The sequence below is a fragment of the Stenotrophomonas sp. CFBP 13724 genome (genome assembly GCF_014841975.1).
In the GTDB taxonomy this organism is placed as follows: domain Bacteria; phylum Pseudomonadota; class Gammaproteobacteria; order Xanthomonadales; family Xanthomonadaceae; genus Stenotrophomonas; species Stenotrophomonas lacuserhaii.
The window spans coordinates 250,525-263,412 of the sequence record NZ_JACYUW010000001.1 but is presented as its reverse complement, the minus strand read 5'-3'; the positions used below and the strand labels follow the sequence as shown (position 1 = coordinate 263,412).

The following is a 12,888-nucleotide window of genomic DNA, read 5'->3' as shown; positions in this document are numbered from 1 at the left end:
CCGCGCAACCGGTAGCCATCCATGTCCCCAGCACCTGCAACGCCTCGCGGCGTGTACCTGATCACGCCCGACGAAGCCGACACCGCGCGCCTGCTGGCCCGTGTCGAGCCGCTGCTCGCCGCCGGCACCACGTGGCTGCAGTACCGCAACAAGACCGCCACGGCGGCGCTGCGCCACGAGCAGGCGACCGCGCTGCAGGCGCTGTGCGAACGTCACGGCGTGCCGCTGCTGATCAACGACGACGCACGGCTGGCGCAGGCGGTCGGCGCGGCCGGCGTGCATATCGGTGAAGACGACGGCGGCGTGGCGGCGGCACGTGCGCTGCTGGGGCCGGCGGCGCTGATCGGTGCGTCCTGTTACGACGAACAGGTGCTGGCGCAGCAGGCGGTCGCCGCGGGCGCCAGCTACGTAGCCTTCGGCGCCTTCTTCCCCAGCCGCAGCAAGGCGACCACCCGCCGCGCCACCCCGGAGCTGCTGCGGCAAAGCGCCGCACTGGGCGTGCCGCGGGTGGCGATCGGCGGGCTGACCCCGGACAATGTCGGTCCCGCCATCGCCGCCGGTGCAGACCTGGTGGCGGTGATCAGCAGCGTGTTCGAGGCCGCCGACCCGGTCTCCGCCCTGCACGCCTATCTCGCCTGCTTCAAGGATCCCGCATGAACCACGACCAGTCCCACGCCCTGTTCACCCGCGCCCAGGCGCTGCTGCCCGGCGGCGTCAATTCGCCGGTGCGCGCGTTCAAGTCGGTGGGCGGGGAGCCGTTCTTCGTCGAACGCGCCGACGGCGCCTACCTGCACGACGTGGATGGCAACCGTTACATCGATTACGTCGGTTCGTGGGGCCCGATGATCGTCGGGCACAACCACCCGGCGGTGCGCCAGGCCGTCAAGAAGGCCGCTGACAGTGGCCTGTCCTTCGGCGCGCCATGCGCGGCCGAAGTCACCATGGCGCAGACGCTGACCCGGCTGGTGCCCTCCTGCGAGATGGTGCGGATGGTCAACTCCGGCACCGAAGCCACGCTGTCGGCGATCCGCCTGGCGCGCGGTGCCACCGGCCGCAGCCGCATCGTCAAGTTCGAAGGCTGCTACCACGGCCATGGCGACTCGTTCCTGGTCAAGGCCGGCAGCGGCATGCTGACCCTCGGCGTGCCCACCTCGCCGGGCGTGCCGGCCGGCCTGAGCGAGCTGACCCTCACCCTGCCCTACAACGATTTCGACGCTGCCACCGCGCTGTTCGAAGCCCAGGGCGAGCAGATCGCCGGCCTGATCATCGAGCCGGTAGTCGGCAATGCCAACTGCATCCCGCCGCGCGAGGGCTACCTGCAGCACCTGCGCGAGCTGTGCACGCGCTTCGGCACCGTGCTGATCTTCGATGAAGTGATGACCGGCTTCCGGGTTGCGCTGGGCGGCGCACAGGCGCACTACGGCGTCACCCCGGACCTGACCACCTTCGGCAAGATCATCGGCGGCGGCATGCCGGTGGGCGCCTACGGCGGCAAGCGCGAGCTGATGCAGCAGATCTCACCGGCCGGCCCGATCTACCAGGCCGGCACCTTGAGCGGCAATCCGGTGGCGATGGCCGCCGGCCTGGCGATGCTGGAGCTGGTGCAGCAGCCGGGCTTCCACGCGCAGCTGTCCGCGCGCGCCGCGCGCCTGTGCGCGGGCCTGGAACAGGCCGCCGCCGAAGCCGGCGTGAGCGTCACCACGACCCAGGTCGGCGGCATGTTCGGCTTGTTCTTCACCGACCAGAAAGTGGAGACCTATGCCCAGGCCACCGCCTGTGACATCCCCGCCTTCAACCGTTTCTTCCACGCGATGCTGGAACAGGGCGTGTTCCTGGCCCCATCGGCCTACGAGGCCGGCTTCCTCTCCAGCGCACACGACGATGCCGTGATCGACGCCACCCTCGCCGCCGCCCGCATCGCCTTCAAGGCCTAGCCGAACACCAGCTTGCCTTTCATCATCGCGAAGTGGCCGGGGAACGAGCAGAAGAAGGTGTAGTCCCCGCCCTTCTGCAGGCTGCGGGTAGAGAACCGGACGCTGGTACTCTGCCCGCCGCCGATCACCTTGGTATGCGCCAGCACGCGCGCATCGCCCTTGGGCAGGTAACTGTCGGCGAGCGTGCCGCGCATGCCGGCCATTGCCACGGGCTGGTAATCGGCGGTGCGCGTCAGCACCCAGTTGTGGCCCATCGCGGTGGCCGCCATGCGGCCGGTGTGGCGCAAGGTCAGGGCCACTTCGGTGCAGTCGGCGCCCAGCGTGATTTCGCGCGCGCTGAAGGTCATCTGGTCAGTGCTGTCGATGGTCACCGCGCAGACGCGCGCCATCGCCGACGGCGCCAACAGCACCGCGCCCAGCCCTGCCCCCCATGCCCATTGCTTCATCATTGGCTGCTCCCGATTGTTGGTGCGCTCCATTGTAGGAAGGAAGGGCAGCGCGCGGCTGCGACCGGCTGTCGCAGCCGCGCCGGCATATCGGGCATGCTTCGGTCATGAAGCCAAGCATCGAATTGCTGCTGCTGGACGTGGATGGCGTGCTGCTGGATTACCAGCGCAGCGTGCGTGTGCGGCATCTTGCCCGCAGCCTGTGCGTGGACAGCGCGGGCGTCCAGCAGGTGCTGTTCGAGAGTGGCCTGGAAAGGCGCTACGACAGCGGCGCCATCGACACCGCCGCTTACCTGCGCACCTTGAGCGAGGGCCTGCAGGCCGAGGTCAGCGCGGCGCGCTGGATCCAGGCACGGCTGGCGGCATCGCGGCCGCACGAGGATGTGGTGCGCCGTATCCTCGCCCTTCCTGCTTCAGTGCGCATCGGCTTGCTGACCAACAACGGCCCGCTGATGGCCGAGGTACTTCGCGCCCTGCTGCCGACGCTCTGCGAGCGCGTGGCTGACGGACTGCTGTGCAGCGGCGCGCTCGGCGGACGCAAGCCCGATCCGGTGGTCTACCAGCGCGCACTGCACCGGCTGGATGCCGAGCCGGCACGCACGCTGTTCGTCGATGACCTGTTCACCAACGTGCGCGGTGCGCGCCAGGCGGGCCTGCAGGCCGAAACCGTGCGCGACGGGCGCAGCGTGGGCCGCGTGCTGAAGCGCCACGGTCTGCCGGGATGACCGGCGGCCGTCACGGCGTCCGCAGCAGCGCTCAGCGTGCGGCGATATAGCTGGCCACGGCCGCGCGCAGGCGCTTGAGGCCCTCGGCGATTTCTTCGTCGGTGATGTTCAGCGACGGCACGAAACGCAGCACGTCCGGACCGGCCTGCAGGGTCAGCAGGCCGTGTTCGGCGGCGTGGTCCAGGATCACGCCGGCCTGGCCCAGGTGATCCTTGGACAGCACCGCACCGAGCATCAGCCCGCGTCCACGCACCTGCCCGAACACGCCGAACTCGGCATTGATGCGCTCGAAGCCATCGCGCAGTGCGCGTGACTGGCGCTCGACGTTGGCGGCGATTTCATCGGAAGCCAGCTTGCGCAGCGCCACCCGTGCCACCGCAGCGGCCAGCGGATTGCCGCCGAAGGTGGTGCCATGGGCGCCGAACTGCATGGTCTCGGCGACCTTCGGGCCGGCCAGCATCGCGCCGATCGGGAAGCCGCCGCCGAGCGCCTTGGCCAGGGTCACCATGTCCGGCACCACCCCATCCTGCCAGTGCGCGAACAGGGTACCGGTGCGGCCCATGCCGGCCTGGATCTCATCCAGCACCAGCAGCGCACCGTGCTGGTCGCACAGTTCACGCACGCGCTTGAGGAAGCCCGGCCTGGCCGGCATCACCCCGCCCTCGCCCTGTACCGGCTCCAGCATCACCGCGGCCACGTCACCGGCGGCCATCGCGGTTTCCAGCTGCACTTCATCATTGAAATCCACGTAGCGGAAGCCCTGCGGCAGCGGCTCGTAGCCTTCCTGGTACTTCGGCTGGGCCGTGGCGGTCACTGCCGCCAGGGTGCGGCCGTGGAAGCTGCCGCGGAAGGTGACGATGACCCGCCGATCCGCCGGGCGCCCCTGCGATGAAGCCCACTTGCGCACCATCTTGATCGCCACTTCGTTGGCTTCGGCACCGGAGTTGCACAGGAACACCCGCTCGGCGAAACGGCTGGCCTTGACCAGTTCCTCGGCCAGGTGCAGCGGCGGGGCGCTGTAGAACACATTGCTGGTGTGCCACAGCTTTCCGGCCTGTTCCAGCAGCGCCGCGGTCAGGTCCGGATCGTTGTGGCCCAGGCCGCACACGGCGATGCCCGCCGCCAGGTCGATGTACTCGCGGCCCTGCGAATCCCAGACGCGCGCGCCCTGCCCGCGCTCGAGCACGACCTGGCGCGGCTTGTACACCGGCAGGTAGTAATGCGACAGGGAAATCAGGGGGTCGGTGGCGGCGGTCATGGCGGTCCGGCGAGCTTCGGAAAGCGCCCATTCTCGCCCCGCAGCCGGTGCGGCACAATGCGCGCATGCGCCCTTTCTCCGCTCCACAGCTCAACCCCGCCAGCGCCACCGGCTGGCGCCGGTACTGGTTCGACATCATCTACCGCCACGACACCGGGCCCTCGCGCAACTTCGACCTGCTGCTGGTGCTGGCGATCATCGCCAGCGTCATCGTGGTGATGGTCGACAGCGTGCAGCACCTGCACCTGCGCTGGGCCGCGGGCCTGTACGTGCTGGAATGGGCGTTCACGGCGATGTTCACGCTGGAATACGTGCTGCGGTTGGCGGTGGTGAAGCGCCCGCTGCGCTACGCGGTCAGCATCTGGGGAATCATCGACCTGCTGTCGATCCTGCCGACCTATCTGTCCCTGTTCATCCCCGGCGCGCAGAGCCTGCTGGTCGTGCGTGCGCTGCGCATCCTGCGGGTGTTCCGCATCCTCAAGCTGACCCGTTACATCGAAGAAAGCGGCGTGCTGATGCTGGCGCTGTGGCGCAGCCGGCGCAAAGTCCTGGTGTTCCTGTTCACGGTCATCACCATCACCATCATCGCCGGTGCGCTGATGTACCTGATCGAAGGGCCCCACAACGGCTTTACCAGCATCCCCAGCAGCATGTACTGGGCGGTGGTGACCATGGCCACGGTCGGCTTCGGCGACATCGTGCCGCAGACCATGCTCGGCCGCTTCGTCACGTCGATCCTGATCCTGATCGGCTACAGCATCATCGCGGTGCCAACCGGCATCTACACCGCCGAACTGGCCAGCACGATGCGCGAGGCCGAGCACAACGAGAAACGCGATGGACGTGGCTGCCTGCGCTGCGGGCTGGAAGGCCACGCGCCCGACGCACGCTACTGCCGGCAGTGCGCCGAGCCCCTGCCGGAACTGTTCAACCAGGTCTAGCGGGCGGGTGGCGCAGGCGCGCCCCCGCCCTGCCAACCTCAACGTGCCATGCGGTTGCTCATGTCGACCAGATCGTTGTAGCTGGCCAGCAGCGCCGGGGCGGTGCCGGACGGCGGCATGCCACCGCTCTCCAGCAGGATCTGGTCACTGCGGCTCAACGGCTGGTTGGCCTGCAGGCGTTCGATGCGGCGCCCGCCCTCGCTGGCCAGCTTGTCCGCCGAACGCTCCATGTGACCCCACATCGGATCGCCCTGGCCGATCTTCGCCTTGGCCGCTTCTTCCAGTACGGCCTGGTAGCGCGCCAGCTGTGCACGGCCGGCGGCGAGGTCCGGCGCGTCGCCGTCCAGCACCTTCACCAGCTGCTTGCCCTCGCCGATGATGCTCAGGTGGTAGAACGCCGCGCTGCGTCCCTCTTCCTTCTCGATCGCCGCGATCTGCTCCTTGCGGCGCTGGTCTTCGTTCGCCTCCAGCGCCGCATCCATCGCATCACCGGCTTCGAAGAACGCCGAATAGGCCTGCATCAGCGGCGCATGCCGCTGGCGCATGCCCTCACCGCCATCGCGCTTGTAGTCTTCGCGATCGTAGTAACGCACGGCATCGCTGATCTTCTCGTTGAGCGCGGTGAAGGTTTCCTGGTAACGGCGCGCGGCCGGATCCAGCGCGGCGTTGGCCGGCTGCTGTGCCAGGGCGGCGGTCAGCGGCGCGCCGCAGAACTCGACGCGGTGGGACAAGACCGTGCCCGGCGCACGCACGGTTTCTTCCTTGCCGGTGGGGCCGGCCGCCGGATCGGCGATCCACGAAACGTAGCGCTGGAAGCTTTCCTGGATCGGCTGCTGCACGCCGTTGAAGCAGGCGATGTAGGCGTTGATCTTGTCGGCGCCCTCGACGGCGGCTGCGCTGGAAGCGCCCTTCTGGCAGGCGGCCAGGCACAGCGCAACGGAGGCGGCCAGGACGGCCGTACGGAAGATTGGGTGCATGGGGTACTTCCCTGTTGGAAACGATTACAGCCGCGCACCATAGCAGACGCCGCCGTCAACGTGCCGTTGAATCAATCCAGGAAAAGATCTGGCAGCAGCGGATGCGCAGGGTCCACCGCGTAACCGGAAAGATCGGTCACGCCGGCCGCGGCGAGCACCTCGTCATCGAGCAGGAACTGGCCGTGGAAGCCGGCCGCTTCGCGCACCAGCACCGCGTGCGCGGCATCTGCCACGATCTGGGGCGTGCGGCAGCCCTGCACGTCCACGCCCGGGATCATGTTGATCGCATCGGTGGCGATCACCGTGCGTGGCCACAGCGCATTGACCGCCACGCCGCGTGGACCAAACTCCGCCGCCAGCCCCAGCGTGACCAGGCTCATGCCCATCTTGGCCAACGTATAGCCGGTATGCGGCGCCCACCACTTCGGGTCCAGGCTGGGCGGCGGCGCCAGGCTCAGGATATGCGGGTTGGGCGCCTGCAGCAGGTACGGCAGGCACGCCTGCGCGCACAGGAAACTGCCACGCGCGTTGACCTGCTGCATCAGGTCGAAGCGCTTCATCGGCGTCTCCAGGGTGCCGCGCAGCCAGATCGCACTGGCGTTGTTGACCAGGATATCGATCCCGCCGAAGGTGTCCACGGCGGCGGCCACCGCCGCCTGCACCTGGTCTTCCTCGCGGATGTCGCACTTCAGCGCCAGCGCCTGCCCGCCGGCGGCGGTGACCGCCTCGGCCGCACTGTGGATGGTGCCGGGCAGCTTCGGATTGGCCACCGAGGACTTGGCCGCGATGGCCACGTTGGCGCCATCGCGCGCCGCGCGAAGCGCGATCGCCAGCCCGATCCCGCGCGATGCGCCGGTGATGAATAGAGTCTTGCCCTGCAGGTTGGACACCACGTTTTCTCCTGGTCACCGGCCGACGCCGACGCTGCATTATGCGCGTGCCCACGTCGCGCGGCCGCCGTGTGGCCTCAGGGCTTGGGCCCCTGCCCTTCGTTGTCTTCCCAGTGCAGGATGCGCCGGGTGACGAAACGATAGACCGGCTTGCCGGTGGCGAACCACAGTTCACGCACCCACGAGGTGCGCTTGAGCACACGCTTTTCCACCGGGGTCAGCGATTCACGGCAGTACATCCGTTTGTGCTTCAGCAGGTGGCGCAGGTCTTCGCGCGCCAGCAGCCGCATCCAGCGCGAGCGCGGGTTGCCGATCACCGCCAGCTGGAAATCGATCAACGCCGGATGACCGGCTTCGGTCACCAGCCAATTGGCTTCCTTGGCCAGGTCGTTGTGCGCCACCCCGCGCCGATGCAGCTCCTGCAGCAGCCGGCGCGCGTCATGGAACCAGGCGACGTCGCCGCGTGGCGGGCGCTGGTACATCGCATCGCCGGCCATGAAGCTGCGGTCCAGCCAGCGGCCGTCCCATGCCAGCAGCTTCGGCACTGCCTGCATGCCATCGATGTGCCGCAGCGCGCGCGCTTCGCGTCGTGCCAGCCACCAGGCAGGCGCCCGCAGCCACCACGGCGTGGCACCCAGGTCACGACGCACGAAACGGCCTTCGGCCTGCTGCACCAGCAGGATGCGGCCGAAGCTGTCTGACTTGAGCGCGTGCTGCGCGAGCGTGCGGTTATCTGCCATGGCCCATTCTAGGCGATCGCTCCAGGCGATCGACGTTGTCTCGATCAGCCTGCATCAAGCAGGCAACCAGTCACCTGCACGCCTTTATAATCTGGCGATGGACTCTTCATGGATCGACGCCACCCTCGCCTGGATTGCCGCCAATCCAGTGCTCGCCGGTGCAGCCATCTTCCTCATCGCGTTCTGCGATGCGGTCATCATCCTGGGCGCCATCGTGCCTGCGCTGCCGTTGCTGTTCGCGGTAGGCGTGTTCATCGGCCTGGGGCAGATATCCGGCCCGTATGCGGTGGCCTGTGCGGCGCTGGGCGCGTTCGCCGGCGATGGCATCAGTTACTGGATCGGCCGCCGCTGGGGCGACCGGCTGCGCGGCGTGTTCCCTTTCAGCCGCTATCCGCAGCTGCTTGACCGCGGCGAAACGATGTTCCGCCGCAATGCCTTCAAGAGCATCCTGGTGGCCCGTTACGTGGGCGCCATCCGACCGTTCGTGCCGGCCATCGCCGGCATGATGAAGATGCAGGCCAGCCGCTACATGCAGGCCAGCGGCATCGCCAGCGTGTCCTGGGCGGTGTTGTTCCTGTTGCCGGGTTGGGTGCTGGGCGGGGCGTATGACGCCGTCGCTGCGGTCGCCGGGCGACTGGTGGTGGTGGTCGGCCTGCTTGGCGTGATCCTGGGGCTGGTGTGGGCCATCGTGCTGTATGGCTATCGCTGGTCGGCGGCACGCATGGATACCTGGCTGGCACGGCTGCTGGACTGGTCGCAGCGCCACCCCACGCTGGGACGTTACTCGGTGTCGGTATTCGACCCGCAGCGGCGCGAATCGGTGCCGCTGGCGATGCTGGCGCTGATGCTGCTGGTGCTGGGCTGGTGCTGGTTCGCACTGCTGATGGTGGTGGTGGCGCACGGCGAGCCGCTCAGCATCGACCTGGCCGTGCACCAGGCCATGCTCGCGCTGCGCAATCCGCTGGCCGATCATCCGATGGCCGCGCTGGCCTCGCTGGGCGCCTGGCCGGTGCTGCTGCCGGCCACTGCGGTCGGCATGGGGTACCTGCTCTGGCGCCGGCGCTGGATGGCCGCTGCACACTGGCTGGCGGCACTGGCCTTCGGCCTGGCGCTGACGATGCTGCTGGGCGCCACCGTGGACGTAGTGCGCCCGCCGGATGCCAGCAGCGGCTTCGGCTTCCCGTCCGTGTCAGTGACCATGGCCACGATCACCTTCGGCTTCTTCGCGGTATTGATCGCCCGGGAACTGCCCGGCCGGACCCGCGTGTGGCCCTACCTGGTCTCCGGTTTCGTGGTCAGCCTGATCGGTTTTTCGCGCATCTACCTTGGCGCGCACTGGCTGAGCGATGTGATCGGCGGCATGCTGTTCGGGCTGTTCTGGCTGCTGGTGCTGGGCATCGCCTACCGCCGCCGCTTCAATCGCTCGTTCTGGGTCAAGCCGGTCGCCTGGCTGTTCTACGGCACGTTTCTGGTGGCGGCCCTGTGGTACGCACCGCGCAACATCGCGGTCAAGCTGGAACGCTTCGAACCGCACCAGGCCGCTCCGGCGCCGCTGCAGGCCGATCGCTGGTGGAAGCAGGACTGGCAGACGATGCCGGCGCGGCGCAACGAATTCGACGATGACCAGCGCTGGCCGCTGGACGTGCAGGTGGCCGGCCCGCTTGCCCCGTTGCAGGCGCGGCTGGAATCAGAAGGCTGGAGGATGCAGCCGCAGGCCGGGTGGGAACAGGCCTTGTTGATGCTCGACCAGGACACCGGTCCGGAAGCGCTGCCGGTGCTGCCGGCCACGCTGGATACGCAGGTGGAAAGCCTGCTGATGGTGCGCGATGGCGAGCGGCCGGACGAGCGCCACGTGCTGCGCCTGTGGCCGGCGACGAGGGTGCTGCAGCCCGGCGACGTGCCGCTGTGGCTGGGCAGTGCGCAGACGCTGCGTTTCACCCGCCACTTCGAGTGGATCGGCATGTGGCATCCGCTGCGCGGGATCGACCCGGCGATGGCGGCGGTCAAGGCATCGGTGGAAGGCCTGCCGATGCAGGAAGGCGTGCATCCCGAAACGGGCCTGCCGGTGCTGCGACTGCGCACCGAATAACGCGCGTCAGCCGTTACGGGATCCAGCCCAGCAGCAGGTCCAGACGGGCGTGGACATCGTCGAGCTGCAGCAACTGCAGGCGCTGGGATTCTTCCAGCGGCAGCAGCTGCGCCAGCTGCCAGCCTACCCAGGATGCCTGGTCGAGCAGCGCCGGCGTGGCCGGTGCATAGTCCTCACCGGCCTGTTCGATGATGTGCTGCAGCAGGGTCGACAGCAGCGCATGCTGCGGCCGCAGCTCGTCGTCGGTATCCGGCGCGCACCAGCGCACCTCGCCCACCACCAGCCCGTTGTCGCGCACGCGGGTCTGCTCCACGTGGAAGCGCCGCGCACCGCGCAGCCGCAGCTGCAGCACGCCATCGCTGCCCATGTCGAAATCATCCACCCGGGCTTCCACGCCGAAGGCTGCGGGCACCGCAGGCGCGCCCACTTCGTCGCCCTGCAGGATCAGGCACAGCCCGAATCCACCGCCGTCGCGGCTTGAATCACGCAGCATGTCCAGATAGCGCCGCTCGAACACGCGCAGGCCGATGCTCGCGCGCGGCAACAGCACCGCGTGCAACGGAAACAACGGCAGCGTCGCGACCGCGCTCATGAGCCCTGCAGCTGCGCCAGGAAGCGCCGCGGCGCGGCATCGAAGCCGCCATTGGACATGAACACCACGTGGTCACCGGCTTCGGCGAGGGCGTCCAACCGGGCCAGCAACGCATCGGTATCGGCCACCGCCAGCGCCTGGCCGCGCACCGCGTCCATCACCGCGGCGGCATCCCATTCCAGCCCGGGCCGGTGCAGGAACACCACTGCATCGGCCAACGCCAGCGAAGGCGCCAGGGCCTCGGCATGTGCGCCCAACCGCATCGAATTACTGCGTGGCTCCATCGCCACCACGATGCGCGCATCGCCCACCTTGGCACGCAGGCCTTCGAGCGTGGTGGCGATGGCGGTGGGATGATGGGCAAAGTCGTCGTACACGGTGATGCCGCCGGCCTGGCCGATCACTTCCAGCCGCCGTTTGACGCTGTGGAAGCGTGACAACGCCGGCAGCACGTCGGCCAGCACCACGCCCACGGCGTGTGCGGCGGCCAGCGCAGCCAAGCCATTGAGCACGTTGTGGCGGCCCAGCAACGCCCAATGGACCACGCCGACCCGCTGCCCGCGATGATGCACGACGAACGCGCTGCCATCGGCGCGCAGCAGTTCGGCGTGCCATTCCAGCGTCGCATCGAAACCGAAGCGCTCCACCGGGGTCCAGCAGCCCATCGCCAGCACCTCGGCCAGGCGCGGGTCCTCGCCGTTGACGATCAGCCGGCCGCGCGCCGGCACGGTGCGCACCAGATGATGGAACTGGCGCTGGATCGCCGCCACGTCCGGGAAGATGTCGGCGTGGTCGTACTCGAGATTGTTGAGGATCGCCACCAGCGGCCGGTAGTGCACGAACTTGCTGCGCTTGTCGAAGAAGGCAGTGTCGTACTCGTCGGCCTCGACCACGAACTCGCGGCCCAGCCCTACCCGTGCGGACACACCGAAATCTTCGGCGACCCCGCCGATCAGGAAGCCGGGCGCGCGCCCAGCGCTTTCCAGCAGCCAGGCCAGGATGGTGGTGGTGGTGGTCTTGCCGTGCGTGCCGGCCACGGCCAGCGTGTCACGACCGGGTAACACCCGTTCGCTGAGCCACTGTGCACCGGACACATAGCGCTGGCCGGCGTCGAGTACCGCTTCGACGGCGGGATTGCCGCGCGAGAGGGCATTGCCGATGACCACCTCGGCAATGTCCGGCGGAACGCTGTCGGCACGATACCCCTGGTCCAGCTGGATCCCCAGCGTTTCCAACTGGGTCGACATCGGCGGGTAGATCGCCTGGTCGCTGCCGCTGACGGCATGTCCCAGCTCACGCGCCAGTGCGGCCACGCCGCCCATGAAGGTGCCGGCGATTCCAAGAATATGTACGTTGCTCATGACCCGCATTGTTACCGATCGACCCGGTGGTGGGCCATCCTGACAAGCAGAACGTCAGATAAGTCCGACAGACAGCTCAGACAAAGCCAAAGACATGTAAGGGAAATCCTGATAGCGGCAGCCTATGAACATAGACACAATTCACAGTGCCAGCCGCAGTTCCCAACCGGTCCTACTCCCCAAGAGGCCATCCCCATGGGAGCTCACGCTGCGGGGCCCTGAGCAAGCCCACCGCTGGCTTAAAAATGACACAGGCCTGGTCCGAAGGGACCAGGCCTGTGTTTTTTCAGGTGCGAACCGCAGGCCTCGGCGGCCTCATCCGGCCTTCGGCAGCACGGCGTGGATGCGCGCTTCGACTTCTTCCAGCTCGCCGATGCCATCCAGGCGCGCCAGGGTGCCCCGTTCGGCATAGAAATCCACCACCGGTGCAGTCTGCTCGGTGTAGACCTGCAGGCGATGGCGGACCGAATCCGGATTGTCATCCGCGCGACCCTGTTCCTTGGCACGGCCGGCCAGGCGCTCGATCAGCTGATCGGCGTCCACGTCCAGCTGCACCACCGCATCCAGCGGCTGACCGATATCGGCCAGCACGCCATCCAGCGCCTTGGCCTGGGCCACGTTGCGCGGATAGCCGTCCAGGATGAAGCCCTTGGCCACGTCGTCCTGCGACAGGCGCGAGCGCAGCATGCCGAGCAGGATCTCGTCGGACACCAGGTTGCCGGCATCCATCACCGCCTTGGCCTGCTTGCCCAGCTCGGAGCCAGCGGCCACTTCGGCACGCAGCAGATCGCCGGTGGAGATGTGGGCGATGCCGAGCTTTTCCTTCAGGCGGGTTGCCTGCGTACCCTTGCCCGAACCGGGCGGCCCCAACAGAACCAATCGCATCTAGCTCACTCCAACGTGTTGAAAATCATGAACGTACGGCGTCCGGACGG

13 protein-coding genes are annotated in these 12,888 nt (G+C 68.1%); 5 read left to right on the top strand and 8 right to left on the bottom strand.

The genetic code is table 11. The annotated features are described in order from the left end of the window. Positions 1 to 21: 21 nt before the first annotated feature. Together thiE and hemL are read left to right on the top strand one after the other, a co-directional pair. Positions 22 to 657 (top strand): thiamine phosphate synthase, encoded by a 636-nt coding sequence (gene thiE, locus IFT63_RS01080; RefSeq protein ID WP_192082968.1) that lies wholly within the window; start codon positions 22 to 24, stop codon positions 655 to 657. Beyond that, positions 654 to 1,934, top strand: coding sequence for a glutamate-1-semialdehyde 2,1-aminomutase (hemL, locus tag IFT63_RS01075; protein ID WP_042612967.1), 1,281 nt, complete (start codon positions 654 to 656; stop codon positions 1,932 to 1,934). The genes thiE and hemL overlap by 4 nt, the downstream gene beginning before the upstream one ends. On the opposite strand, the gene azu is transcribed toward hemL, so the two are convergent. After that, positions 1,931 to 2,380 carry an azurin gene (gene azu, locus IFT63_RS01070; RefSeq protein WP_042612976.1) on the bottom strand — a complete coding sequence of 150 codons (450 nt, stop codon included), beginning with the start codon at positions 2,378 to 2,380 and terminating at the stop codon, positions 1,931 to 1,933. The two genes, hemL and azu, sit on opposite strands and share 4 nt — an antisense overlap. Before the next feature lie 107 nt (positions 2,381 to 2,487). Between azu and IFT63_RS01065 the strand changes: the two genes are divergently transcribed. After that, entirely contained in the window at positions 2,488 to 3,105 is a 618-nt protein-coding gene (locus IFT63_RS01065; RefSeq protein ID WP_192082966.1) for an HAD-IA family hydrolase, read from the top strand. A gap of 31 nt (positions 3,106 to 3,136) precedes the next feature. On the opposite strand, the gene IFT63_RS01060 is transcribed toward IFT63_RS01065, so the two are convergent. Beyond that, positions 3,137 to 4,363 carry an acetylornithine transaminase gene (locus tag IFT63_RS01060; protein ID WP_192082964.1) on the bottom strand — a complete coding sequence of 409 codons (1,227 nt, stop codon included), beginning with the start codon at positions 4,361 to 4,363 and terminating at the stop codon, positions 3,137 to 3,139. 65 nt (positions 4,364 to 4,428) lie between these two features. Here IFT63_RS01060 and IFT63_RS01055 point away from each other — a divergent pair, with 65 nt between their 5' ends. After that, complete coding sequence (locus tag IFT63_RS01055; RefSeq protein ID WP_192082962.1) at positions 4,429 to 5,304, top strand: ion transporter; 876 nt, start codon at positions 4,429 to 4,431, stop codon at positions 5,302 to 5,304. Between the two features lie 38 nt (positions 5,305 to 5,342). Here the strand turns inward: IFT63_RS01055 and IFT63_RS01050 are convergent, their stop codons facing one another. From IFT63_RS01050 to IFT63_RS01040, 3 genes are all read right to left on the bottom strand, one after another. Continuing rightward, positions 5,343 to 6,281, bottom strand: coding sequence for a YiiG family protein (locus IFT63_RS01050; protein WP_192082960.1), 939 nt, complete (start codon positions 6,279 to 6,281; stop codon positions 5,343 to 5,345). Between the two features lie 71 nt (positions 6,282 to 6,352). Continuing rightward, positions 6,353 to 7,171, bottom strand: a complete 819-nt coding sequence (locus IFT63_RS01045) for an SDR family oxidoreductase (RefSeq protein WP_192082958.1) — start codon at positions 7,169 to 7,171, stop codon at positions 6,353 to 6,355. 77 nt (positions 7,172 to 7,248) lie between these two features. Next, positions 7,249 to 7,911, bottom strand: a complete 663-nt coding sequence (locus IFT63_RS01040) for a serine/threonine-protein kinase (RefSeq protein ID WP_042615003.1) — start codon at positions 7,909 to 7,911, stop codon at positions 7,249 to 7,251. 97 nt (positions 7,912 to 8,008) lie between these two features. Between IFT63_RS01040 and IFT63_RS01035 the strand changes: the two genes are divergently transcribed. Next, positions 8,009 to 10,000, top strand: a complete 1,992-nt coding sequence (locus IFT63_RS01035; protein ID WP_042615002.1) for a bifunctional DedA family/phosphatase PAP2 family protein — start codon at positions 8,009 to 8,011, stop codon at positions 9,998 to 10,000. Between the two features lie 13 nt (positions 10,001 to 10,013). Here IFT63_RS01035 and IFT63_RS01030 read toward each other — a convergent pair whose 3' ends face one another. The 3 genes from IFT63_RS01030 to IFT63_RS01020 form a co-directional block, all read right to left on the bottom strand. Next, positions 10,014 to 10,592, bottom strand: a complete 579-nt coding sequence (locus IFT63_RS01030; RefSeq protein ID WP_192082956.1) for an LON peptidase substrate-binding domain-containing protein — start codon at positions 10,590 to 10,592, stop codon at positions 10,014 to 10,016. Then, positions 10,589 to 11,962 carry a UDP-N-acetylmuramate:L-alanyl-gamma-D-glutamyl-meso-diaminopimelate ligase gene (gene mpl, locus IFT63_RS01025; RefSeq protein ID WP_192082954.1) on the bottom strand — a complete coding sequence of 458 codons (1,374 nt, stop codon included), beginning with the start codon at positions 11,960 to 11,962 and terminating at the stop codon, positions 10,589 to 10,591. The genes IFT63_RS01030 and mpl overlap by 4 nt, the downstream gene beginning before the upstream one ends. A gap of 306 nt (positions 11,963 to 12,268) precedes the next feature. Then, positions 12,269 to 12,838: an adenylate kinase gene (locus tag IFT63_RS01020; protein WP_042614999.1), complete on the bottom strand. Its 570-nt coding sequence runs from the start codon at positions 12,836 to 12,838 to the stop codon at positions 12,269 to 12,271. Positions 12,839 to 12,888: the final 50 nt, after the last annotated feature.

What these genes read in the sequence shown, in the direction of transcription:
- IFT63_RS01020 (WP_042614999.1), bottom strand. Translation starts at nt 12,838, where the DNA reads ATGCGATTGGTTCTGTTGGGGCCGCCCGGTTCGGGCAAGGGTACGCAG.
- azu (WP_042612976.1), bottom strand. Translation starts at nt 2,380, where the DNA reads ATGAAGCAATGGGCATGGGGGGCAGGGCTGGGCGCGGTGCTGTTGGCG.
- thiE (WP_192082968.1), top strand. Translation starts at nt 22, where the DNA reads ATGTCCCCAGCACCTGCAACGCCTCGCGGCGTGTACCTGATCACGCCC.
- IFT63_RS01050 (WP_192082960.1), bottom strand. Translation starts at nt 6,281, where the DNA reads ATGCACCCAATCTTCCGTACGGCCGTCCTGGCCGCCTCCGTTGCGCTG.
- IFT63_RS01040 (WP_042615003.1), bottom strand. Translation starts at nt 7,911, where the DNA reads ATGGCAGATAACCGCACGCTCGCGCAGCACGCGCTCAAGTCAGACAGC.
- hemL (WP_042612967.1), top strand. Translation starts at nt 654, where the DNA reads ATGAACCACGACCAGTCCCACGCCCTGTTCACCCGCGCCCAGGCGCTG.
- mpl (WP_192082954.1), bottom strand. Translation starts at nt 11,962, where the DNA reads ATGCGGGTCATGAGCAACGTACATATTCTTGGAATCGCCGGCACCTTC.
- IFT63_RS01035 (WP_042615002.1), top strand. Translation starts at nt 8,009, where the DNA reads ATGGACTCTTCATGGATCGACGCCACCCTCGCCTGGATTGCCGCCAAT.
- IFT63_RS01055 (WP_192082962.1), top strand. Translation starts at nt 4,429, where the DNA reads ATGCGCCCTTTCTCCGCTCCACAGCTCAACCCCGCCAGCGCCACCGGC.
- IFT63_RS01065 (WP_192082966.1), top strand. Translation starts at nt 2,488, where the DNA reads ATGAAGCCAAGCATCGAATTGCTGCTGCTGGACGTGGATGGCGTGCTG.
- IFT63_RS01030 (WP_192082956.1), bottom strand. Translation starts at nt 10,592, where the DNA reads ATGAGCGCGGTCGCGACGCTGCCGTTGTTTCCGTTGCACGCGGTGCTG.
- IFT63_RS01060 (WP_192082964.1), bottom strand. Translation starts at nt 4,363, where the DNA reads ATGACCGCCGCCACCGACCCCCTGATTTCCCTGTCGCATTACTACCTG.